The sequence below is a fragment of the Paenibacillus sp. J22FR5 genome, assembly GCF_059691975.1.
Genome location: NZ_JCAUAN010000040.1, coordinates 12,480 through 33,603 on the forward strand (window position 1 = coordinate 12,480; position 21,124 = coordinate 33,603).

General features: G+C 43.4%; 30 protein-coding genes. All 30 read right to left on the reverse strand.

Features of this window, described 5'->3' with window-relative positions; translation table 11 throughout:
- Positions 1-3 precede the first annotated feature (3 nt).
- On the reverse strand, positions 4-756 hold the full coding sequence (map, locus tag AC58P7_RS30060; RefSeq protein WP_497349594.1) for a type I methionyl aminopeptidase: 753 nt from the start codon (positions 754-756) through the stop codon (positions 4-6).
- A complete protein-coding gene (locus AC58P7_RS30065) occupies positions 756-1,406 on the reverse strand; it encodes an adenylate kinase (RefSeq protein ID WP_497349596.1) in 651 nt (216 codons plus the stop codon). Before AC58P7_RS30065 ends, map begins: the two co-directional genes overlap by 1 nt.
- Before the next feature lie 86 nt (positions 1,407-1,492).
- Positions 1,493-2,797 (reverse strand): preprotein translocase subunit SecY, encoded by a 1,305-nt coding sequence (gene secY, locus AC58P7_RS30070; protein WP_497349598.1) that lies wholly within the window; start codon positions 2,795-2,797, stop codon positions 1,493-1,495.
- Positions 2,797-3,237 (reverse strand): 50S ribosomal protein L15, encoded by a 441-nt coding sequence (gene rplO / locus AC58P7_RS30075; protein WP_047683177.1) that lies wholly within the window; start codon positions 3,235-3,237, stop codon positions 2,797-2,799. Before rplO ends, secY begins: the two co-directional genes overlap by 1 nt.
- Before the next feature lie 36 nt (positions 3,238-3,273).
- Positions 3,274-3,462 carry a 50S ribosomal protein L30 gene (gene rpmD / locus AC58P7_RS30080; RefSeq protein ID WP_056618272.1) on the reverse strand — a complete coding sequence of 63 codons (189 nt, stop codon included), beginning with the start codon at positions 3,460-3,462 and terminating at the stop codon, positions 3,274-3,276.
- 11 nt (positions 3,463-3,473) lie between these two features.
- Positions 3,474-3,971, reverse strand: coding sequence for a 30S ribosomal protein S5 (rpsE, locus tag AC58P7_RS30085; protein WP_056618277.1), 498 nt, complete (start codon positions 3,969-3,971; stop codon positions 3,474-3,476).
- Positions 3,972-3,998: 27 nt separating this feature from the next.
- Positions 3,999-4,367 carry a 50S ribosomal protein L18 gene (gene rplR / locus AC58P7_RS30090; RefSeq protein ID WP_056618280.1) on the reverse strand — a complete coding sequence of 123 codons (369 nt, stop codon included), beginning with the start codon at positions 4,365-4,367 and terminating at the stop codon, positions 3,999-4,001.
- A 101-nt stretch (positions 4,368-4,468) separates the two neighbouring features.
- Positions 4,469-5,011 carry a 50S ribosomal protein L6 gene (gene rplF, locus AC58P7_RS30095; protein WP_436239091.1) on the reverse strand — a complete coding sequence of 181 codons (543 nt, stop codon included), beginning with the start codon at positions 5,009-5,011 and terminating at the stop codon, positions 4,469-4,471.
- 29 nt (positions 5,012-5,040) lie between these two features.
- Entirely contained in the window at positions 5,041-5,439 is a 399-nt protein-coding gene (rpsH, locus tag AC58P7_RS30100) for a 30S ribosomal protein S8 (RefSeq protein WP_028557481.1), read from the reverse strand.
- A gap of 33 nt (positions 5,440-5,472) precedes the next feature.
- Positions 5,473-5,658 carry a type Z 30S ribosomal protein S14 gene (locus AC58P7_RS30105; protein ID WP_029196455.1) on the reverse strand — a complete coding sequence of 62 codons (186 nt, stop codon included), beginning with the start codon at positions 5,656-5,658 and terminating at the stop codon, positions 5,473-5,475.
- Between the two features lie 36 nt (positions 5,659-5,694).
- Complete coding sequence (gene rplE, locus AC58P7_RS30110) at positions 5,695-6,237, reverse strand: 50S ribosomal protein L5 (protein WP_065858860.1); 543 nt, start codon at positions 6,235-6,237, stop codon at positions 5,695-5,697.
- A 33-nt stretch (positions 6,238-6,270) separates the two neighbouring features.
- Positions 6,271-6,624, reverse strand: a complete 354-nt coding sequence (gene rplX / locus AC58P7_RS30115; RefSeq protein ID WP_081787661.1) for a 50S ribosomal protein L24 — start codon at positions 6,622-6,624, stop codon at positions 6,271-6,273.
- Positions 6,625-6,679: 55 nt separating this feature from the next.
- Positions 6,680-7,048: a 50S ribosomal protein L14 gene (rplN, locus tag AC58P7_RS30120; protein WP_028557485.1), complete on the reverse strand. Its 369-nt coding sequence runs from the start codon at positions 7,046-7,048 to the stop codon at positions 6,680-6,682.
- Positions 7,049-7,083: 35 nt separating this feature from the next.
- Positions 7,084-7,347: a 30S ribosomal protein S17 gene (rpsQ, locus tag AC58P7_RS30125; protein ID WP_028557486.1), complete on the reverse strand. Its 264-nt coding sequence runs from the start codon at positions 7,345-7,347 to the stop codon at positions 7,084-7,086.
- A 27-nt stretch (positions 7,348-7,374) separates the two neighbouring features.
- Positions 7,375-7,572, reverse strand: a complete 198-nt coding sequence (gene rpmC / locus AC58P7_RS30130; protein ID WP_028557487.1) for a 50S ribosomal protein L29 — start codon at positions 7,570-7,572, stop codon at positions 7,375-7,377.
- Positions 7,562-7,996: a 50S ribosomal protein L16 gene (gene rplP / locus AC58P7_RS30135; protein ID WP_028557488.1), complete on the reverse strand. Its 435-nt coding sequence runs from the start codon at positions 7,994-7,996 to the stop codon at positions 7,562-7,564. The genes rpmC and rplP overlap by 11 nt, the downstream gene beginning before the upstream one ends.
- Before the next feature lie 3 nt (positions 7,997-7,999).
- Positions 8,000-8,662, reverse strand: a complete 663-nt coding sequence (rpsC, locus tag AC58P7_RS30140; protein WP_028557489.1) for a 30S ribosomal protein S3 — start codon at positions 8,660-8,662, stop codon at positions 8,000-8,002.
- Between the two features lie 13 nt (positions 8,663-8,675).
- The gene (rplV, locus tag AC58P7_RS30145) at positions 8,676-9,008 is read right to left on the reverse strand and encodes a 50S ribosomal protein L22 (RefSeq protein ID WP_028557490.1); all 333 of its coding nucleotides are present in this window, start codon (positions 9,006-9,008) and stop codon (positions 8,676-8,678) included.
- A gap of 29 nt (positions 9,009-9,037) precedes the next feature.
- Entirely contained in the window at positions 9,038-9,316 is a 279-nt protein-coding gene (gene rpsS, locus AC58P7_RS30150; RefSeq protein WP_028557491.1) for a 30S ribosomal protein S19, read from the reverse strand.
- Positions 9,317-9,400: 84 nt separating this feature from the next.
- The gene (rplB, locus tag AC58P7_RS30155; RefSeq protein WP_497349601.1) at positions 9,401-10,231 is read right to left on the reverse strand and encodes a 50S ribosomal protein L2; all 831 of its coding nucleotides are present in this window, start codon (positions 10,229-10,231) and stop codon (positions 9,401-9,403) included.
- Positions 10,232-10,260: 29 nt separating this feature from the next.
- Positions 10,261-10,551: a 50S ribosomal protein L23 gene (gene rplW, locus AC58P7_RS30160; protein ID WP_056618288.1), complete on the reverse strand. Its 291-nt coding sequence runs from the start codon at positions 10,549-10,551 to the stop codon at positions 10,261-10,263.
- Complete coding sequence (gene rplD, locus AC58P7_RS30165) at positions 10,548-11,174, reverse strand: 50S ribosomal protein L4 (RefSeq protein ID WP_497260047.1); 627 nt, start codon at positions 11,172-11,174, stop codon at positions 10,548-10,550. The genes rplW and rplD overlap by 4 nt, the downstream gene beginning before the upstream one ends.
- Positions 11,175-11,190: 16 nt before the next feature.
- Entirely contained in the window at positions 11,191-11,814 is a 624-nt protein-coding gene (gene rplC, locus AC58P7_RS30170) for a 50S ribosomal protein L3 (RefSeq protein ID WP_056618299.1), read from the reverse strand.
- Between the two features lie 43 nt (positions 11,815-11,857).
- Positions 11,858-12,166: a 30S ribosomal protein S10 gene (gene rpsJ, locus AC58P7_RS30175; RefSeq protein WP_028557496.1), complete on the reverse strand. Its 309-nt coding sequence runs from the start codon at positions 12,164-12,166 to the stop codon at positions 11,858-11,860.
- Between the two features lie 407 nt (positions 12,167-12,573).
- A complete protein-coding gene (tuf, locus tag AC58P7_RS30180; protein ID WP_028557497.1) occupies positions 12,574-13,764 on the reverse strand; it encodes an elongation factor Tu in 1,191 nt (396 codons plus the stop codon).
- Positions 13,765-13,803: 39 nt separating this feature from the next.
- Positions 13,804-15,879, reverse strand: a complete 2,076-nt coding sequence (gene fusA / locus AC58P7_RS30185) for an elongation factor G (protein WP_497349603.1) — start codon at positions 15,877-15,879, stop codon at positions 13,804-13,806.
- Positions 15,880-15,918: 39 nt separating this feature from the next.
- Positions 15,919-16,389 (reverse strand): 30S ribosomal protein S7, encoded by a 471-nt coding sequence (gene rpsG, locus AC58P7_RS30190; protein WP_028557499.1) that lies wholly within the window; start codon positions 16,387-16,389, stop codon positions 15,919-15,921.
- A 44-nt stretch (positions 16,390-16,433) separates the two neighbouring features.
- Positions 16,434-16,853: a 30S ribosomal protein S12 gene (gene rpsL / locus AC58P7_RS30195; RefSeq protein ID WP_028557500.1), complete on the reverse strand. Its 420-nt coding sequence runs from the start codon at positions 16,851-16,853 to the stop codon at positions 16,434-16,436.
- Between the two features lie 162 nt (positions 16,854-17,015).
- The gene (locus tag AC58P7_RS30200) at positions 17,016-17,267 is read right to left on the reverse strand and encodes a ribosomal L7Ae/L30e/S12e/Gadd45 family protein (protein ID WP_497349605.1); all 252 of its coding nucleotides are present in this window, start codon (positions 17,265-17,267) and stop codon (positions 17,016-17,018) included.
- A 182-nt stretch (positions 17,268-17,449) separates the two neighbouring features.
- Entirely contained in the window at positions 17,450-21,070 is a 3,621-nt protein-coding gene (rpoC, locus tag AC58P7_RS30205; protein ID WP_497349607.1) for a DNA-directed RNA polymerase subunit beta', read from the reverse strand.
- Positions 21,071-21,124 lie beyond the last annotated feature (54 nt).

Sequence of the window (21,124 nt, forward strand, 5' to 3'; positions counted from 1 at the left end):
CACCTACGATCTAGGCAAAGTTAATATTTCATAACCAATTGCCGTTATAGCAACCGTATGTTCGAAATGAGCACATAGGGTACGATCCGTAGTGACTACAGTCCAATCGTCTTCGAGTGTTTGGACAAATCTTTCGCCAACAACCACCATGGGTTCAATGGCTAGGACCATGCCTGGTTTGAGTCGAGGACCTTTGTCAGGAATACCATAGTTCGGAATTTGAGGTTCTTCGTGAAGATCCGTTCCAATACCATGACCGACATACTCTATAACCACGGAGAAGCCTGCGTCTTCAATACAAGTTTGGATTGCATGCGACAACGTGTAGAGTCTAGCATCCGGTTTAGCTTCTGCAATGCCTCGATAGAGTGAATCTTCTGTAACTTTCAACAATCGTTGAGCAGTTTCAGAAATTTCACCGACAGGATATGTCCAAGCAGAATCTCCATGATAACCTTTATACTGAGCACCAATATCAATACTGATGATATCGCCCTCAATCAGCTTTCTTGGACCAGGAATACCATGAACTAATTCTTCGTTGACTGAAGCACAAATGCTCCCAGGAAAACCATTGTAACCTTTGAAAGATGGAATCGCTCCCTGACTGCGAATGAATTCCTCTGCGATCTGATCAAGTTCTTTCGTTGTAATGTTCGGACGAATCGCCCTTGCCAATAAGCGGTGCGTTTCGGCTACGATACGACCAGCTTCTCGCATTAGGTCTAGTTCAACCTCGGACTTACAAATGATCATTACGCTAGACCTCGTAGCAGTGAGCTAATTTGTTCGGTTACCGCATGAATGTCTTGTTCCCCGTTAACCTCACGCAATAATTCCCTCTTTTGGTAGTAATCCAGAAGCGGAGCCGTTTTGTTGATGTATTCATCCAAACGTGTTCCGACTTTCTCTTCCGTATCATCAGATCGTTGGTACAACTCACCGGAACATTTATCGCATACGCCTTCTTGCTGAGGTGGGTTGAAGATGACATGATACGTAGAACCACAGGATTTACAAATTCTTCGGCCAGTTAGTCGTGCCAACAGATAACTGCGATCAACAGCTAGATTGATTACGATCTCAATCTTCTTACCAAGTGAATCAACGATGTCAGACAATGCATCTGCTTGAGCTACCGTACGTGGAAACCCATCAAGCAAAAATCCTTTATCGCAATCCGGTTGGGCAAGACGCTCTCTCACAATACCGTTCGTTATTTCATCAGGAACTAGAAGTCCTTTATCTACATATCCTTTAGCTTCGATACCCATTGGAGTACCTTGACTCATGGCTGCGCGAAAAGCGTCGCCCGTAGAGATATGAGGAATTTGAAATTCAGAAACGATTTTCTCTGCTTGCGTACCTTTGCCTGCACCAGGAGGCCCCATAAATATTACGTTCACAATTAAAACCTCCCCATCGCACTCGGCATTACGAACAGCACAATAGGTGCCGATGTCGCAGAACTTGCCCCATCAGAACCTATTAGCTATTTATTGATAAATCCTTTGTAATGACGCTTAATCAATTGGCTCTCGATTTGCTTCATAGTCTCAAGACCAACGCCTACTACGATAAGTAAAGATGTACCACCTATCTTAACCGAACTAGGCAACCCGGCAAGTCCTCCAAACAACATTGGAAGAATAGAGATTGCTGAGAGAAACAAAGCTCCAGAAAGAGTAATACGAGTCATTACGCGAGTCAGATAAGTCGATGTGGTTTTACCCGGTCTAATCCCAGGTATGTATCCACCATTTTTCTTCATCTGGTCGGCCATTTGAACTGGATTAATTTGTACGAACGTATAAAAGTATGTGAACCCAATAATCAGCAGTACATAAAGTACAATCGCTAATGGTGCAGTTTGGTTAATACTCAAGTTATTGATGATCCATTCTGCAACTACATTCCCTCTCCAGTAACTTGCAATGGTTGGAGGAAACATCAAAAGTGATAATGCGAAGATTACAGGGATAACACCAGCAGCATTCACTTTAAGTGGAATGTGTGTTGTTTGCCCACCATACATTTTACGTCCAACTACACGCTTAGCATATTGTACAGGTATTTTACGAACACCTTGTTGTACGAATATAACACCGGCAATAATCAGAACAATAACCACAGCAATAATGATCAACTTCACGATATTCAGGAACAACGCTCCATCCGCCGCAAAGATTGATTTGTATATTTGCTGAATACTTGTTGGAATCGCTGAAACGATCCCAGCAAAGATGATAATAGAAATACCGTTACCAATCCCGTACTCCGTGATTTGCTCACCTAGCCACATCAAGAAAGCTGTACCAGCGGTCAATACGATAGCGATTAAGGCGAAGGTTGTAAAGCCGGCATCAATTACCAAACCGCTGTAAAGGCGGTTAAAGCCGATGGATAAACCGAAAGCTTGAATCAACCCTAGAACAATCGTACCGTATCGAGTCACCTGCGTCATTTTCTTTCTTCCGACATCTCCTTCTTTCGCCCATTGCGCGAAGCGCGGGATAACATCCATGGACAAAAGCTGAACAATGATCGAAGCCGTGATATAAGGCATAATTCCCATCGCGAAGATGGAGAATTGGAAGAGCGCACCGCCGGAGAACGTGTTAAGCAAACCAAAGACATCGCTCTGATTCGCTTGATCTTGAAGTTTCAGAACATCTGTATTAATGTTGGGCACTGGAATGAAAGCACCCACACGGTAGACGATTAGCAAGATAAGCGTGAAGAGAATCCTTCTGCGTAAATCTTCTACTTTGAAGATGTTGGCTATGGTATTGAACATTAAATCACCTCGGTTTGACCGCCGGCAGCTTGGATTTTCTCAATCGCTGATTGAGAGAACTTATTCGCTTTAACGGTTAATTTTACTGTGATTTCACCGTTTCCTAAAATCTTAATGCCATCTTTAGGAGCTTTAACAATACCTGTCTCCATTAATACTTCTGGAGTAACTTCAGTACCAGCTGCGAAATTGTTCAAATCTTCAAGATTCACGATCGCGTACTCCGTACGGAAACGGTTCGTGAAACCACGTTTAGGTAAACGACGGTACAATGGGTTTTGTCCTCCTTCAAATCCAGGACGAACGCCTCCACCGGAACGTGCGTTTTGACCTTTATGTCCGCGAGTTGATGTTTTACCCATGCCGCTACTTGTACCACGGCCAACACGTTTACGAGTGTGACGAGAACCAGTAGCAGAACTTAGCTCATGTAACTTCATCGTTGCACACCTCCTCTAGATCTTAAATTCGTATTTCTATGCTTCGATTTCTTTAACTTCTACCAAATGGCTCACTTGATTAACCATGCCTCTGATTGCTGCATTGTCTTGGTGAAGAACAGTTTGGTTGATCTTGCGAAGACCAAGCGTTTTCACAGTAATGCGTTGCGTTTCAGGACGGCCAATCAGGCTGCGTTTTAGGGTAACCTGTAATTGTTTAGCCATGTTTACCCCTCCTAACCTAATAGCTCTTGAACAGTTTTACCGCGAAGCTTTGCAACTTCTTCCGCTTTTTTCAAGCGGCTCAAGCCTTCAAGCGTTGCGTTAACCATGTTCATGGAGTTCGATGAACCCAGGGATTTTGTCAAGATATCGCCTACTCCAGCAAGTTCAAGAACTGCACGAACTGGACCGCCTGCGATAACTCCAGTACCTTGGGATGCTGGTTTCAATAGAACGCGTCCTGCGCCAAATTTACCAGTAACAAGGTGAGGAATCGAAGTGCCTACGATAGGAACATGAATCAAGTTCTTTTTCGCATCTTCAATGCCTTTACGGATTGCATCTGGAACTTCGGAAGCTTTACCGATTCCTGCACCAACCCAGCCATTGCCATCGCCAACGACAACAAGTGCGCTGAAGCTGAAACGACGTCCGCCTTTTACTACTTTAGCTACGCGATTAATATTTACGACTTTTTCTGTTAGCTCTAAAGTATTAGGATCTACACGCAAGTCTTTTACCTCCTTATTAATGTATTTCTAGAATTCAAGACCAGCTTCACGAGCTGCGTCAGCCAATGCTTGAACACGTCCATGATAAAGGTATCCACCGCGGTCAAAAACCACTTTGTCTAAACCTTTTTCTTTCGCACGAGCCGCGATTAATGCGCCAACTTTACGAGCAGCTTCAACGTTACCACCGTTACCAATTTCACTTTTCAGCTCTTTATCTTGAGTCGAAGCTGCAACGATTGTTACACCAGTTGTATCATCGATTAGTTGAGCATACATATGTTTGGATGAACGGAAGATGTTCAAACGTGGGCGAAGAGTTGTACCTTCAATTTTCTTACGAACACGAAGGTGTCTTTTCAGACGAGCTTTATTTTTATCGCTTTTAGTAATCATCTATACTTACACTCCTTTCATCATCTTATGATGCGAGGCTTATGCTTACGTAGCAAGTTTTCATTCGAAAACTCTTAGCTATTACCCGCGATCTTTCGATCTTATTTCTTCTTACCAGCTTTACCTTCTTTACGAAGAATGCGTTCGCCTTCATACTTGATACCTTTACCTTTATACGGCTCTGGTTCACGTACGGAACGAACTTTCGCTGCCATTGCGCCAACTAGTTCTTTATCAATACCTTTAACGATGATTTTCGTGTTCGTTGGAACATCGAACTCAATTCCGTTTTCAGGGTTGATTTCAACTGGATGGGAGTACCCAACGTTGAGAACCAATTTGTCACCGCTTTTGTTTGCACGGTAACCTACGCCTACTAGATCCAACGATTTCGTGAACCCTTCCGTAACACCACTTACCATGTTGGCAACAACACTACGTGTTGTACCATGCAGGGAACGGTGGAGCTTGTTATCGGAAGGACGCTCAACAGAAATCTCGTTTTCTAGAACACTGATTTTCATATCTTTATGAAGTTCACGGGACAAGGATCCTTTAGGACCATTAACCGTGATTTGAGTATTGTCTAGTGTTACATTTACACCACTTGGAATGGTGATTGGCTTACGACCAATACGAGACATGTTTGCACCTCCATTCAATTACAATTGTATTACCAAACGTAGCAGATAACCTCTCCGCCAGCTTTGGATTGACGAGCATCTTTATCCGTCATAACTCCTTGAGACGTGGAGATGATGGCAATCCCTAATCCGCCCAGAACACGAGGGACTTCTTGTGATTTAGTGTATACGCGTAGACCTGGTTTCGAAATTCTTTTCAAACCAGAGATAACACGCTCATTGTTTGAACCGTATTTCAGGAACAAACGAATGATACCTTGTTTGCTATCTTGAACGTACTCAGCATCACGGATAAACCCTTCTTTTTTAAGGATTTCAGCGATTTCCCTCTTCACTTTTGACGCAGGGATTTCAACTGTCTCATGACGTACGATGTTCGCATTACGAATGCGTGTTAGCATATCTGCAATTGGATCTGACATGACCATTTTGTGTAAACCTCCTTCCCGAAAATAGGGTGATTACCAGCTTGCTTTTTTCACGCCTGGAATCTGACCTTTGTGTGCTAATTCGCGGAAACAAATCCGACAAATTTTGAACTTGCGAAGCACTGAATGCGGACGTCCGCAGCGCTCACAACGTGTGTATGCTTGCACTTTAAACTTCGGGGTACGTTGCTGTTTGACTTTCATCGAAGTTTTTGCCACTTAATATAACACCTCCTGATAGGTACAACTGGTAACCTATTTTACGAAAGGCGCTCCGAGTTGTGTTAAAAGCTCGCGAGCTTCCTCGTCGGACTTAGCCGTCGTTACGATAACAATATCCATACCACGAACTTTATCGATTTTATCATACTCAATTTCAGGGAAAATGAGTTGTTCTTTCAAACCAAGTGTGTAGTTACCGCGACCATCAAATGCTTTGTTTGAAATACCGCGGAAGTCACGTACACGTGGAAGTGATACGTTAAACAATTTATCCAAGAAGTGGTACATGCGCTCACCACGAAGAGTTACTTTCGCGCCGATCGGCATGTTTTCACGAAGTTTGAAACCCGCGATCGCTTTTTTGGATTTTGTTACAACTGGCTTTTGACCAGAGATCTTTTGAAGATCTTCTACTGCAGTGTCAAGTACTTTGGAGTTCGATACAGCCTCACCAACACCCATGTTGATAACGATTTTCTCGATTTTCGGCACTTGCATAACTGTTGTGTAGTTGAACTTTTGAATTAATGCAGGCGTAATTTCGTTCAAATAACGATCTTTCAATCTTACTGCCATGACTCAATTGCCTCCTTTCCATACATGTGTGTATTAGTCGATAACTTCGCCGGATTTTTTCGCAATGCGAACTTTCGTTCCGTTATCCAATACTTTGTATCCTACGCGAGTAGGTTTGCCGCTCTTAGGATCAATCAGCATCACGTTTGAAACGTGGATAGCAGCTTCTTGATTCAAGATACCGCCTTGTGGGTTAAGTTGGGATGGTTTCGCATGTTTCTTAACCATGTTTACACCTTCAACAAGAACACGATTTTGACGAGGGTAAGCAGCGATAACGCGGCCTTTCTTACCTTTGTCTTTGCCCGTGATTACAAAAACAGTATCGTCTTTTTTCACGTGCAATTTATTGTTATGAGATTCTAGTCTCTTTTTAAGTCTTGGCATTAGCTTCTACACCTCCTGGGGTTCTCCGCTTTGGAAAACAACATCGTAACACGTCTTAGATAACTTCTGGAGCCAAGGATACGATCTTCATGAAGTCTCTATCGCGAAGTTCGCGAGCAACTGGTCCGAAGATACGAGTACCACGTGGGCTCTTATCTTCTTTCACGATAACAGCTGCATTCTCATCAAATGAGATATATGAACCGTCTTTACGGCGAGCACCGCTCTTCGTACGAACGATAACTGCTTTAACAACGTCACCTTTTTTGACAACGCCACCTGGTGTTGCTTCTTTTACTGAACATACGATCAAATCACCAATGTGACCAACGCGACGACCAGTACCACCCAAAACGCGGATACACATCAATTGTTTCGCACCTGAGTTGTCAGCGACAGCCAAACGAGTAAATGGTTGAATCATCGTATTCCCTCCTTTCGGGGTTCATATCTAGAATATTAGATAACAACTGCCACTTCAAGAATTTCAACCAGTCTCCAACTTTTATCTTTGGACAACGGTCTTGTTTCACTGATTTTCACAGTGTCACCAATCTTAGCTTGGTTGTTTTCATCATGTGCTTTAAATTTTTTCGTAGATTTAATTCTTTTATGATAGAGTTCATGTTTTTTGTAAGTTTCAACAGCAACAACAATGGTTTTATCCATTTTATCGCTGACAACCTTACCGATCAGAACTTTACGATCGTTACGTTCAGTCATCTAAGGAACACTCCCTTCTAGATTTGGTTACCCAATACCCAGTTCTCTTTCACGCAAAATAGTCTTGGCACGAGCGATCTCTTTACGCAAATCACGAATCTGAGTCGGGTTGTCCAATTGACCAGTAGCTAGTTGAAAACGGAGGTTAAAGAGTTCTTCTTTAAAACCATTAACTTTTTGCTCGATTTCAGCAGTGGTTAAGTTCCGGAATTCACTACCCTTCATTTGCTTCACCGCCTACTTCTTCTCTTTTCACGAACTTCGTTTTGATTGGAAGCTTGTGAGCTGCAAGACGCATTGCTTCGCGAGCAACCTCTTCGCTTACACCAGCTAGTTCAAACAAAATTTTGCCCGGTTTTACTACGGCAACCCATTTTTCCACGCTACCTTTACCACTACCCATACGAACTTCAAGCGGCTTTTGTGTAACTGGTTTAGCTGGGAAAATTTTAATCCATACTTTACCGCCACGTTTGATGTAACGTGTCATGGCAATACGAGCTGCTTCGATTTGACGGTTGGAAACCCAAGCCGGTTCAACTGCTTGCAGACCATATTCGCCAAAAGCAACTTCCGTTCCGCCTTTAGCGCGACCTTTCATGTTACCGCGGTGTTCTTTACGGTGTTTTACACGTTTAGGTACTAACATGATTTAATTTCCTCCTTCCGGCTGAGCCTTTTTCTTAGCTGTCGGAAGCACTTCTCCACGGTAGATCCATACTTTAACACCAATACGTCCATAAGTAGTGGCTGCTTCAGCCGTACCATAGTCGATATCCGCACGAAGTGTATGAAGTGGAACAGTTCCTTCGCTATATCCTTCCGTACGAGCAATCTCAGCACCGCCAAGACGTCCGCTAGTTGCAACTTTGATACCTTTTGCACCGGATCTCATTGTTCTTTGCATAGCTTGTTTCATAGCACGACGGAATGAAACACGACGTTCCAATTGAAGTGCAACAGCTTCAGCTACTAGGATAGCATCGAGATCTGGGTGTTTGATTTCAGAAATGTTGATATGAACTTTTTTGTTCGACATAGCTGCGATGTAGTTACGAATAACTTCAACTTCAGCTCCGCCTTTACCAATAACCATTCCTGGTTTAGCAGTATGAATCGTTACGTTAACACGGTTAGCCGCGCGCTCGATATCGATATGGGAAACTGCAGAATCTTTAAGTTTATTCTTTAAGTATTCGCGGATTTTGACGTCTTCAAGCAGCAGAGTTCCGAAATCTTTTTCTGCGAACCATTTGGACTCCCAATCACGAATGACACCAATTCTAAAACCTATCGGGTGTACTTTCTGACCCACACGTTACCCCTCCTTATTTTTCAGATACCACGATTGTGATGTGGCTGGTACGTTTTTTGATCGCGCTAGCGCGGCCCATTGCACGTTGTTGGAATCTTTTCATTGTTGGCCCTTGATTTACGAAAGTCTCGGAAACAACAAGTTTGTTTGGATCAAGTGAATAGTTATGCTCTGCATTGGCAATTGCGGAATTCAATAGTTTCTCCAGAATTGGAGAAGCCGCTTTTGGTGTATGACGCAAAATTGCGATCGCTTCACCTACCGCTTTTCCCCGAATCAAGTCAACAACTAGCTTTGCTTTACGAGGAGCAATCCGAGCGTGGTTCAATATTGCTTTAGCTTGCATGGTAGTACCTCCTCTCGGTTAAAAATGAATTAACGTTTTCCAGTTTTCTTATCGTCATCGTGACCTTTATACGTACGTGTTGGAGCAAATTCACCAAGCTTATGCCCAACCATATCTTCCGTTACATATACTGGCACGTGTTTTCTTCCGTCATATACTCCGAAAGTGTGACCAACGAATTGCGGGTAAATTGTAGAACGACGGGACCACGTTTTGACAACTAGTTTCTTGCCAGAAGTATTCAAGTCTTCTACTTTTTTCAGTAAGTGTCCATCGATAAATGGACCCTTCTTTAAGCTGCGACCCATGGGTGTTCCTCCCTTCCTTGAACCTCAAGAAAATTCATATATCCGTGATAAATTGAAACATTTATTCGGTTCATTTTATCGTGATTACTTCGTACGGCGACGTACAATGTATTTATCGGATGCTTTACCTTTTTTACGAGTTTTGAAACCAAGCGTCGGTTTACCCCATGGAGACATAGGTGATTTACGTCCGATTGGTGCGCGTCCTTCACCACCACCGTGTGGGTGATCATTCGGGTTCATAACAACCCCACGAACTTGAGGACGATTGCCTTTCCAACGATTACGTCCTGCTTTACCGATTTTCACTAGTTCGTGATCTTCGTTACCAACAGAACCGACTGTTGCGCGGCAAACTTTTAGAACTTTACGAACTTCACCGGATGAAAGGCGAATTGTTACGTATGATTCTTCTTTACCAAGCAATTGAGCTTCAGTACCAGCTGCGCGCACTAGTTGTGCACCTTTACCAGGTTTCAACTCAATGTTGTGGATAACTGTACCAACTGGAATGTTTTCCAATGGAAGAGCGTTACCTACTTTGATATCTGCTTGTGGTCCAGATACGATACGATCGTCCACTTTAAGACCTTTAGGAGCGATGATGTATTTTTTCTCGCCATCAGCATAATGAATCAATGCGATGTTCGCGGAACGGTTAGGATCGTACTCAACTGTAGCAACGCGTCCTGGTATTCCATCTTTAGTACGTTTGAAATCGATAATACGGTATTTACGCTTGTGTCCACCACCATGGTGACGAACCGTAATTTTACCTTGGTTGTTACGACCAGCATGCTTGAACAAAGGAGCAAGCAATGATTTCTCGGGTGTTGACGTTGTGATTTCTTCAAAAGTAGAAACCGACATCGCACGACGAGCTGGTGAGGTTGGTTTGTATTTTTTAATTGGCACTCTGTTTCCTCCTTACTTCAAGAAATGGGTTATACCGTTTCGAAGAATTCCAATTCTTTGCTCTCAGCGCTTAGGGACACGATAGCTTTCTTCCAGATGGAAGTGTAACCAGAGTGTTTGCCATAACGTTTAGGCTTAGCTGGCATTCTGAGTGTGTTTACATTTGTAACTTTTACTTTGAAGATTGCTTCGATAGCTTGTTTAATTTCTGTTTTGTTAGCGCGAAGATCCACTTCGAAAACATACTTTTTGTTAGCCATTAGGTCGCTTGTACGCTCAGTGATGATCGGGCGCTTGATAATGTCGCGTGGATTTTTCATTGTGCAAGCACCTCCTCAACTTTCTGTACAGCCTCTTGTGTTAAGATCAATTTGTCATATAGCATGACATCAAGAACGTTAACTCCATCAGCAGCAACAAATTTCACACCTGGGATGTTACGAGCAGACAAAGCAACATTGGAGTCGTTAGCAACGCCCACAACTAGTACTTTGCGATCTACTTTCAGGTTGTTCAAAATAGCAACGAAATCTTTCGTTTTCGGAGCATTCAATTGAAGTTGATCCAGAACGATCAAGTTGTTATCGATAAGTTTCGAGGACAAAGCGGATTTGATCGCTAAGCGACGAACTTTTCTTGGCAATTTGAAACCATAGCTACGAGGAGTTGGTCCGAATACGGTACCGCCGCCTTTCCACTGTGGAGCACGAATACTACCTTGACGCGCACGACCTGTACCTTTTTGTTTCCAAGGTTTACGACCACCGCCGCGAACTTCTGAACGACCTTTTGTTTTGTGAGTTCCTTGACGCACAGCTGCTTGTTGTAAAAGAACAGCTTCGTGAATCGCATGAACGTGAGGCTCAATTCCGAAAACAACGTCAGACAGTTCAATTTCTCCTACCTGAGCACCTGTTACATTATATAAAGCTACTTTTGGCATCTGTCTTCCTCCTTTCTTACTTTTTCACAGCAGACTTCACGCTAACGTAGCTGTTTTTAGGGCCCGGAATGGAACCTTTAACTAGCAATACATTACGCTCAGCATCTACTTTGATGATTTGAAGATTTTGCAATGTTACCGTTTCGTTACCCATATGTCCTGGCAATTTCTTGCCTTTAGGAACACGGTTTGCTTGAATGGAACCCATCGAACCTGGTCCGCGGTGATAACGTGATCCGTGTGCCATTGGCCCAGTGGATTGGTTATGTCTTTTGATATTACCTTGGAAACCTTTACCTTTGGAAGTACCCGTTACATCAACGAATTCGCCCTCTGCGAACAGATCTGCTTTCAGTTCTTGACCTACTTCATAGTCACCCAACTGAATGCCACGAATTTCTTTAACGTAGCGCTTAGGCGTTGCCCCTGCTTTTTTCGCATGGCCAAGCTCTGGTTTAATGATTCGGCTAGCTTTAACATCATCAAAACCGATTTGGATCGACTCATAACCATCGTTATCCACATCTTTCTTTTGCAGTACCACACATGGTCCCGCTTGAATGACAGTTACCGGAACTACGTTACCCTCCGGAGTAAACAATTGTGTCATCCCAAGTTTTTTTCCTAAGATACCTTTCATCGTTGACACCTCTTTTCCTTCCAGTATTAACTCTATAGTTGTTTTACAGTTTGATCTCGATGTCAACGCCAGACGGTAAGTCCAGACGCATCAAAGCATCAACTGTTTGTGGTGTTGGATTCACAATATCGATTAGACGCTTATGCGTACGCATCTCGAATTGCTCACGCGAATCCTTGTACTTGTGCACCGCACGAAGAATCGTGATGATTTGCTTCTCTGTCGGAAGCGGAATCGGACCGGATACACCTGCACCGGAACGCTTGGCAGTTTCCACGATTTTCTCAGCTGATTGATCAATAATTCTGTGATCATACGCCTTCAAACGGATACGAATTTTTTGCTTTGCCATTTAAAACCCCTCCTTCTATCGCCCAATTTAGTATCGGACATACTCCGCGAAAATTCTCCAACAGCCATCCCCATGGCAAAGGGGCCTGGTGTGTCGGCAACCTTTCGCATCATCGCAACGTCACAGACCAACGTTTAATATTATATAAAATTATAAAACGAAAAGCAAGTGAAATATTAGGCAGATGCACAAAATTATTTATTCGCTAATTTCGCATCATTTCTAACGCTCGTGTGTCGTTCCTCAATCCGTTTCTACATTATAATAAAAGCATTTAATTATAACCACTGCATTCTGTTTCCAATCCACATGTTTGCGTAATAGTAATTGATTCCCGCGGCAGCTCTATTAACATAAAAAACCATCCATCGAAAATTCGATGGATGGTTCTATCTCTCAAAGAGAGATTATTTTTGAATTGTAGCAACCGCGCCCGCACCAACTGTACGTCCGCCTTCACGAATCGCGAAGCGTGTTCCTTCTTCGATTGCGATTGGGTTGATTAGTTCTACAGTAACTGTGATGTTATCACCTGGCATAACCATCTCAGTACCTTCTGGAAGGGAGATGATACCCGTTACGTCAGTTGTACGGAAGTAGAACTGTGGACGGTAACCAGTGAAGAAAGGCTTATGACGGCCACCCTCTTCTTTAGTTAGAACGTAGATTTGTGCAGTAAAGTTCGTGTGTGGTTTAACTGAACCTGGTTTCGCAAGAACTTGTCCACGCTCGATATCTTTACGATCAACACCACGAAGCAAAGCTCCGATGTTGTCACCAGCTTGAGCGGAATCAAGCAATTTACGGAACATCTCTACACCAGTTACGATGCATTTGCGAGTTTCTTCAGCGATACCAACGATTTCAACTTCTTCTTGTACTTTAACAGTACCACGCTCAACACGACCAGTTGCAACTGTTCCACGACCAGTGATTGAGAATACATCCTCAACTGGCATAAGGAAAGGTTTGTCTGTTTGACGCTCAGGAGTTGGGATGTAAGTATCAACTTGTTCGAACAACTCGATGATTTTGTCAGCCCAAGGACCATCTGGGTTTTGAAGAGCTTCACGAGCTGCACCGCGGATGATTGGAGTATCATCGCCTGGGAACTCATATTCGTTAAGAAGGTCGCGAACTTCCATCTCAACCAATTCAAGCAACTCTTCGTCTTCAACCATGTCACATTTGTTAAGGAATACCACGATGTAAGGTACGCCTACTTGACGGGAAAGAAGAATGTGCTCACGCGTTTGTGGCATAGGGCCATCAGCTGCGGATACTACTAGGATAGCGCCGTCCATTTGAGCAGCACCTGTGATCATGTTTTTAACATAGTCAGCATGTCCTGGGCAATCTACGTGTGCGTAGTGACGGTTTGGAGTTTCGTACTCAACGTGAGCTGTGGAGATTGTGATACCGCGCTCGCGCTCTTCTGGTGCTTTATCGATTTGGTCGAATGCTACTGCAGCTCCACCGTATCTTTTGGACAGTACAGTTGTGATTGCAGCTGTCAAAGTTGTTTTACCATGATCGACGTGACCAATAGTCCCGATGTTAACATGCGGTTTGTTACGTTCAAATTTAGCCTTTGCCATTTTAAACGATTCCTCCTTAGAGTGACTAATATTTTTATATTAAGCGCCTTTGCCTTTTGCAATAATTTCTTCTGCAATTGACTTAGGAACTTCTTCATAATGTGAAAGTTCCATGGAGTAAACACCACGGCCTTGTGTTCTTGAACGAAGTGTAGTGGAATATCCAAACATTTCGGACAAAGGCACCTTAGCACGGATGATTTGCGCGCCATGACGGTTATCCATACCTTCGATACGTCCACGACGGGAGTTAAGGTCACCCATAACATCACCCATGTACTCTTCTGGTACAGTAACTTCAACCTTCATGATTGGCTCAAGAAGAACCGGTTTACATTTTTCTTTTGCAGCTTTAAGTGCCATGGAACCCGCGATTTTGAACGCCATTTCATTGGAGTCAACATCATGGTACGATCCATCAACAACAGTAGCTTTGATATCCACAAGCGGGAATCCTGCGATTACACCGTTCTTCATGGATTCTTCGATACCAGCTTGAATAGGTGCGATATATTCTCTTGGAATGGAACCGCCCACTACTTTGCTTTCGAAAATGAAACCTGTGCCAGCTTCTTGAGGTTCGAACTCAACCCAACAATGTCCGTATTGACCACGACCACCGGATTGACGAACGAATTTACCTTCAACTTTAGCTGCCGCGCGGAATGTTTCACGATAAGCAACTTGTGGTTTACCTACATTGGTTTCTACTTTGAACTCGCGAAGCATACGGTCAACGAGGATCTCAAGGTGAAGCTCACCCATACCTGCGATGATCGTTTGTCCTGTTTCTTCGTCTGTGGAAGCACGGAAAGTAGGATCCTCTTCAGCAAGCTTTTGCAATGCGATACCCATTTTATCTTGGTCGGCTTTCGTCTTCGGCTCAACAGCAAGCTGGATAACCGGTTCAGGGAAGACCATTTTCTCAAGAATAACTGGGTTTTTCTCATCACAAAGTGTATCACCAGTCGTTGTATCTTTCAATCCAACAGCTGCGGCGATGTCACCAGCGTATACAATGCTGATCTCTTGACGGCTGTTCGCATGCATTTGCAGGATACGACCAACACGCTCACGTTTTCCTTTTGTCGCGTTAGAGACATAGGAACCGGAGTTCAAGGTACCAGAGTATACACGGAAGAACGTAAGACGACCAACGAAAGGATCAGTCATGATTTTAAATGCAAGCGCTGAGAAAGGTTGATCATCAGCAGACTTACGAACCACTTCAGTACCATCGTCAAGTACACCTTTAATATCAGGCACATCAAGAGGTGATGGCAGGTAATTAATTACTGCATCCAACATCAATTGAACACCTTTATTTCTGTAAGAAGACCCTACGATAACTGGGAAGATTTTCACTTCGCAGACACCTTTACGTAGAGCTGCTTTGATCTCGTCAACAGTGATTTCTTCGCCCTCGAGATATTTCATTGTAAGCTCTTCATCAAGCTCAGCAACTTTCTCGATTAGTTCCAAACGAAGTTCTGCAACTTGATCTGTGAACTCAGCAGGAATTTCGATTTTCTCGATATCCTTACCAAGATCGTCTTTGTACATATACGCAACTTCATCAACCAAATCGATGATACCTTTGAATTCATTCTCAGCACCGATTGGAAGTTGAATAGCTACTGCATTTGCACCAAGTTTTTGACGCATGGACTCAACAACTTGCAGGAAGTCTGCACCGATGATATCCATTTTATTTACGTAAGCAATACGTGGAACGTTGTATTTATCAGCTTGTCTCCAAACTGTTTCCGATTGAGGTTCAACGCCCTCTTTCGCACTAAATACACCAACTGCTCCATCTAACACACGAAGGGAACGCTCTACCTCAACGGTAAAGTCAACGTGCCCTGGGGTATCAATAATATTGATGCGGTGACCTTCCCATTGCGCAGTTGTAGCGGCGGAAGTAATCGTAATTCCGCGCTCTTGCTCCTGCTCCATCCAGTCCATCGTAGCTGCACCTTCGTGCACTTCTCCGATTTTGTGAACTTTACCAGTGTAGTACAAGATACGCTCTGTTGTTGTCGTTTTACCAGCATCGATATGAGCCATGATCCCGATATTACGTGTGTTTTTTAAGGAGAACTCTCTAGCCATAAGTCGTTATGTCTCCTTTCTGTTAATTGTATTAGAATTCTACCAACGGTAGTGAGCGAAAGCTTTGTTAGCTTCAGCCATCTTGTGTGTATCTTCACGTTTCTTAACGGAAGAACCAGTGCTATTGCTAGCATCGATAATTTCATAAGCCAATCTTTCTTCCATCGTCTTCTCACCACGAAGACGGGAATAGTTAACCAACCAACGCAAACCTAAAGTCGAACGACGGTCAGGTCTAACTTCGATAGGTACTTGATAGTTTGCTCCACCAACACGGCGAGCTTTTACTTCTAGTACTGGCATAATGTTTTTGATAGCAGCCTCAAACACTTCCATTGGCTCTTTACCTGTACGATCTTTCACGAGGTTAAAAGCGTTGTATAGAATGGTTTGTGCTACCCCTCTTTTTCCATCAACCATAATGCGATTGATAAGACGAGTAACTAGTTTGCTATTATAAATTGGATCTGGCAATACGTCTCTGCGAGTAACTGGACCTTTACGAGGCATAGTTATCCCCCTTTCTTATAAGAATCATTCCTGATTATTATCTCTTATTTTTTAACTTTCGGACGTTTTGTACCGTATTTGGAACGGGATTGCTTACGGTTGTTAACACCGGAAGTATCCAATGCTCCACGTACGATGTGATAACGTACCCCTGGAAGATCTTTAATTCTACCTCCACGGATCAATACAACGCTGTGTTCTTGCAGGTTGTGACCGATACCTGGAATGTAAGCTGTCACCTCTACGCGGTTCGTTAAACGAACACGTGCATATTTACGAAGTGCGGAGTTAGGCTTCTTAGGAGTCATAGTACCTACACGCGTGCAGACACCACGTTTTTGAGGAGCGCTCAAATCCGTTGCTTCTCTTTTCAAAGCGTTAAAACCTTTTTGCAAAGCTGGTGATTTGGACTTATCCACCTTCGCTTGACGACCTTTACGTACTAGTTGGTTAATTGTTGGCATATCGCCACCTCCTCCCTACATTCATAACATGATGTGTTTCTTGCAAGCCCACAGATCCAGGCGAGTCATAAATGAGCAAAGAGAAAGTCTTTGTTATGGATAGCTGTCAAAGTCACTAGTACTTACGCTAGCTTGTTCCACCAACAAAAACGTCTTTAGCAATTATTCATTTACAACAGCTGCTACCGCAGCTCCAACTTCAATTCCACATGCTTTACCTAGCATCTTCATAGAATCTACGTAGGTTACAGGCACACCCTTCTGCGTACAGAGGGCTACCAGATTTATCGTCAATCGCGGATCTGCATCTTTAGAAACAAAAACTTCTATCGCCTTGCCTTGCTCGACTGTTTTTGTAACTTTCTTCGTGCCTACACATCTACTCTTCGCCTGTTTGACTATTTCATAAGACATTAGGCACCCCCTTCAAAGAAAGGAAAGAATATCGACTTAGGCACACTACGATATATTAGCATTTTGATTTACGAGTGTCAAGGGTTAGTTTCATGATTTCTATTAATGTAACGAGACTTTTTTCAACAAAAAAGAGATAGCCCACCCCAAAACAAGTGGCTACCTCTTTTCTCTATCTATAGTTACTCAACAGCAACTGTTTCTTTTTCCAAATCTTCATCTAGAACAACAACCTCGTTAGGGTTCGTGATTCGAATGTTACGATATCTTGGCATTCCTGTTCCTGCGGGGATCAGTTTACCGATGATAACATTCTCTTTTAGACCTAACAATTGGTCAACTTTCCCCTTAATCGCTGCATCCGTCAAGACACGAGTTGTCTCTTGGAAAGAAGCTGCGGATAAGAAGGAATCCGTTTCAAGGGAAGCTTTTGTGATACCCAATAGGATTGGACGAGCAACTGCAGGCTCATTACCAGCGAATAGAGCAACCTTGTTAGCTGCTTCATACTCGTGGATATCAACAAACGAACCAGGAAGAAGCGTTGTATCCCCCGCGTCTACGATGCGGATTTTACGAAGCATTTGACGAACCATAACTTCAATGTGCTTATCGTTAATTTCTACCCCTTGGTTTCGATAAACGCGTTGCACTTCTTGAAGAATATAATTCTGAACGCCGCGAATACCTTTGATGCGAAGCATTTCTTTCGGATCGATAGATCCGTCCGTCAACTCGTCACCAGCTTCAACTTGTTGATTCAACGATACACGTACACGAGATCCGTAAGGAACTGCATACACTTTGGACTCCGCTTCACCTTGAACTTCGATTTCACGGCGATCCTTAGCTTCACGAATTTCCTTAACGACACCGTCGATTTCGGAAATGATCGCTTGACCTTTCGGATTACGTGCTTCAAAGAGCTCTTGAATACGCGGCAAACCTTGTGTAATATCGTCTCCGGCAACACCACCGGTATGGAACGTACGCATCGTCAATTGTGTACCTGGCTCACCAATGGATTGCGCGGCAATAATACCAACTGCCTCACCAACCTCAACGAATTGACCAGTAGCCAAGTTACGACCATAACATTTCTTACAAACACCATGATTGGTGCGGCAGCTAAGTACAGAACGAATTTGAAGTTTCTCGATACCTGCTTCAATAATTTTATCTGCAATACCTGATTCTATAAGCTCGTTACGTTGAACAATAACTTCGCCTGTTTGTGGATGGCGAAGAGTTTCATAGGCATAGCGTCCTTCAATACGATCGTAGAGATCTTCAATAACCTCTTTACCGTCTTGAATTTTGCTAACCATAAAGCCTTTATCAGTTCCACAATCGTCTTCACGAACGATAACATCCTGTGCTACGTCTACGAGACGACGAGTCAAGTATCCTGAATCCGCTGTACGAAGTGCTGTATCGGCAAGACCTTTACGCGCTCCGTGCGTGGAAATAAAGTATTCCAAGATTGTCAGACCTTCACGGAAGTTCGATTTAATCGGCAACTCCATAATTTTACCGGATGGATTCGCCATCAAACCACGCATACCGCCAAGCTGTGTAATCTGAGATTTGTTCCCCCGTGCTTTGGATTCAACCATCATGGAAATGGAGTTGTATTTATCTAGGGATTTCATCAGAATTTCTGTGATTTCATCCTTTGCTTTACTCCAGATCGCAATAACGCGGTCATAACGCTCTTCATCCGTAATCAAACCACGACGGTATTGGTTCGTAACTACGCGTACCTTCTCTTCACATTCCTTAAGGATTGCTACTTTTTCAGTTGGAACAACAACATCAGAGACAGCTACGGTAATACCCGCTTTGGTGGAATACGTAAATCCAAGTTCTTTAATTTTATCAAGAATCATTGACGTTTGCGTCGTGTGATACTTACGGAAACACTCAGCAATAATCGATCCAAGGTACTCTTTACCTACCGCTTTGTTCTCATCACGTTCCAGCATGATAGCTCTTAGATCTGCACCTTTTTCAAATACAAAATGCGCATCAGGAATGCCGTTCAAGAGGTTCGTTTTGGTCGGCTCATTAATGAATGGGAAATCAGCAGGATAGATTTCGTTCATAATGATTTTACCGATCGTTGTAATCAACATAGCGTTTTGTTGTTTCTCTGTGAAACTTGTTTTGTTCAACGCTCTAGCAGGGATCGCTACACGTGCATGCAGTGCCATTTTGCCGGATTGGTATGAAGAAACCGCTTCGTGAACGGTTCTAATGATAGAACCTGCACCTTTAGCAAATTTGTTATCCGTTGTTAAATAGAAGCTTCCCAGAACCATATCCTGTGAAGGTGTAACAACCGGCTTACCGTCTTTCGGATTCAAAATGTTGCCTGATGCCAACATCAGCAAACGAGCTTCAGCTTGTGCTTCTGAGGACAATGGTACGTGAACGGCCATTTGGTCACCGTCGAAGTCAGCGTTGTATGCTGTACATACGAGCGGATGAAGTTTAATGGCGCGGCCTTCAACCAGAATCGGTTCAAAAGCTTGAATACCTAATCTATGCAATGTCGGTGCACGGTTCAGAAGAACCGGGTGCTCCTTAATTACTTCTTCTAGAACATCCCAAACATCTGGACTTACGCGCTCAACTTTACGTTTCGCACTCTTGATGTTATGAGCCAACCCTTTATTCACAAGCTCTTTCATAACGAAAGGCTTGAACAATTCAAGTGCCATTTCCTTCGGAAGACCACATTGGTACATCTTCAGGTTAGGTCCTACTACGATAACGGAACGACCAGAGTAGTCAACACGTTTACCGAGCAAGTTCTGACGGAAACGACCTTGTTTACCTTTCAGCATATGGCTGAGGGATTTCAAAGGACGGTTACCTGGACCTGTTACTGGACGGCCGCGACGACCGTTATCGATCAATGCATCAACCGCTTCTTGAAGCATCCGTTTTTCATTTTGAACAATGATATCAGGTGCTCCTAGGTCGAGCAATCTCTTAAGTCGGTTGTTACGGTTGATAACACGGCGATAGAGGTCATTCAAATCGGATGTCGCAAAACGACCACCATCAAGTTGTACCATCGGGCGAAGCTCAGGAGGAATAACTGGAAGTACATCCAATACCATCCAACCAGGCAAGTTCTTGGAGTTACGGAATGCTTCCATAACTTCAAGACGCTTAATCGCGCGGTTACGACGTTGACCTTGTGCTGTTTTGAGTTCTTCTTTGAGTGTTTCTACTTCGCGTTCGATATCAATATCGATTAGAAGCTTCTTAACAGCTTCCGCACCCATACCCGCTTGGAAAGCATAGCCGTACTTCTCGCGATAGCTACGGTATTCTTTCTCAGACAATAGTTGCTTTTTCTCAAGTGGTGTATCACCTGGATCCGTTACTACGTAGGATGCGAAGTAGATAATTTCTTCCAAAGATCTTGGAGACATATCTAATGCAAGACCCATACGGCTAGGAATCCCTTTGAAGTACCAAATGTGTGAAACAGGAGCAGCAAGTTCAATGTGCCCCATGCGTTCACGACGTACTTTTTGACGGGTTACTTCAACGCCACAACGGTCACAAACGACGCCTTTATAGCGAACGCGTTTGTATTTACCGCAATGACATTCCCAATCTTTGGTAGGTCCGAAGATCTTTTCACAGAAAAGACCTTCTTTCTCAGGTTTTAAGGTTCTGTAGTTAATCGTTTCCGGCTTCTTTACTTCCCCACGGGACCAAGAGCGAATTTTATCGGGTGATGCCAAGCCGATTTTCATAAACTCGAAGTTGTTAACGTCCATCAAGGAGCAACCCTCCTTTAAGAATTTAAACCCACTATACAGTGAATCGTTCTCGTT

Bases quoted from the DNA above. Each gene is read 5' to 3' on its own strand.
- map (WP_497349594.1), bottom strand. From the start codon at position 756: ATGATCATTTGTAAGTCCGAGGTTGAACTAGACCTAATGCGAGAAGCT.
- secY (WP_497349598.1), bottom strand. From the start codon at position 2,797: ATGTTCAATACCATAGCCAACATCTTCAAAGTAGAAGATTTACGCAGA.
- rplO (WP_047683177.1), bottom strand. From the start codon at position 3,237: ATGAAGTTACATGAGCTAAGTTCTGCTACTGGTTCTCGTCACACTCGT.
- rpmD (WP_056618272.1), bottom strand. From the start codon at position 3,462: ATGGCTAAACAATTACAGGTTACCCTAAAACGCAGCCTGATTGGCCGT.
- rplR (WP_056618280.1), bottom strand. From the start codon at position 4,367: ATGATTACTAAAAGCGATAAAAATAAAGCTCGTCTGAAAAGACACCTT.
- rplF (WP_436239091.1), bottom strand. From the start codon at position 5,011: ATGTCTCGTATTGGTCGTAAGCCAATCACCATTCCAAGTGGTGTAAAT.
- rpsH (WP_028557481.1), bottom strand. From the start codon at position 5,439: ATGGTCATGTCAGATCCAATTGCAGATATGCTAACACGCATTCGTAAT.
- rplE (WP_065858860.1), bottom strand. From the start codon at position 6,237: ATGGCAGTAAGATTGAAAGATCGTTATTTGAACGAAATTACGCCTGCA.
- rplX (WP_081787661.1), bottom strand. From the start codon at position 6,624: ATGCCAAGACTTAAAAAGAGACTAGAATCTCATAACAATAAATTGCAC.
- rplN (WP_028557485.1), bottom strand. From the start codon at position 7,048: ATGATTCAACCATTTACTCGTTTGGCTGTCGCTGACAACTCAGGTGCG.
- rpsQ (WP_028557486.1), bottom strand. From the start codon at position 7,347: ATGACTGAACGTAACGATCGTAAAGTTCTGATCGGTAAGGTTGTCAGC.
- rpmC (WP_028557487.1), bottom strand. From the start codon at position 7,572: ATGAAGGGTAGTGAATTCCGGAACTTAACCACTGCTGAAATCGAGCAA.
- rplP (WP_028557488.1), bottom strand. From the start codon at position 7,996: ATGTTAGTACCTAAACGTGTAAAACACCGTAAAGAACACCGCGGTAAC.
- rplV (WP_028557490.1), bottom strand. From the start codon at position 9,008: ATGCAAGCTAAAGCAATATTGAACCACGCTCGGATTGCTCCTCGTAAA.
- rpsS (WP_028557491.1), bottom strand. From the start codon at position 9,316: ATGGGTCGCAGCTTAAAGAAGGGTCCATTTATCGATGGACACTTACTG.
- rplW (WP_056618288.1), bottom strand. From the start codon at position 10,551: ATGAAAAATCCACGCGACATTATCAAGCGCCCGATCATCACTGAGCGT.
- rplD (WP_497260047.1), bottom strand. From the start codon at position 11,174: ATGCCAAAAGTAGCTTTATATAATGTAACAGGTGCTCAGGTAGGAGAA.
- rplC (WP_056618299.1), bottom strand. From the start codon at position 11,814: ATGAAAGGTATCTTAGGAAAAAAACTTGGGATGACACAATTGTTTACT.
- rpsJ (WP_028557496.1), bottom strand. From the start codon at position 12,166: ATGGCAAAGCAAAAAATTCGTATCCGTTTGAAGGCGTATGATCACAGA.
- tuf (WP_028557497.1), bottom strand. From the start codon at position 13,764: ATGGCAAAGGCTAAATTTGAACGTAACAAACCGCATGTTAACATCGGG.
- fusA (WP_497349603.1), bottom strand. From the start codon at position 15,879: ATGGCTAGAGAGTTCTCCTTAAAAAACACACGTAATATCGGGATCATG.
- rpsG (WP_028557499.1), bottom strand. From the start codon at position 16,389: ATGCCTCGTAAAGGTCCAGTTACTCGCAGAGACGTATTGCCAGATCCA.
- rpsL (WP_028557500.1), bottom strand. From the start codon at position 16,853: ATGCCAACAATTAACCAACTAGTACGTAAAGGTCGTCAAGCGAAGGTG.
- AC58P7_RS30200 (WP_497349605.1), bottom strand. From the start codon at position 17,267: ATGTCTTATGAAATAGTCAAACAGGCGAAGAGTAGATGTGTAGGCACG.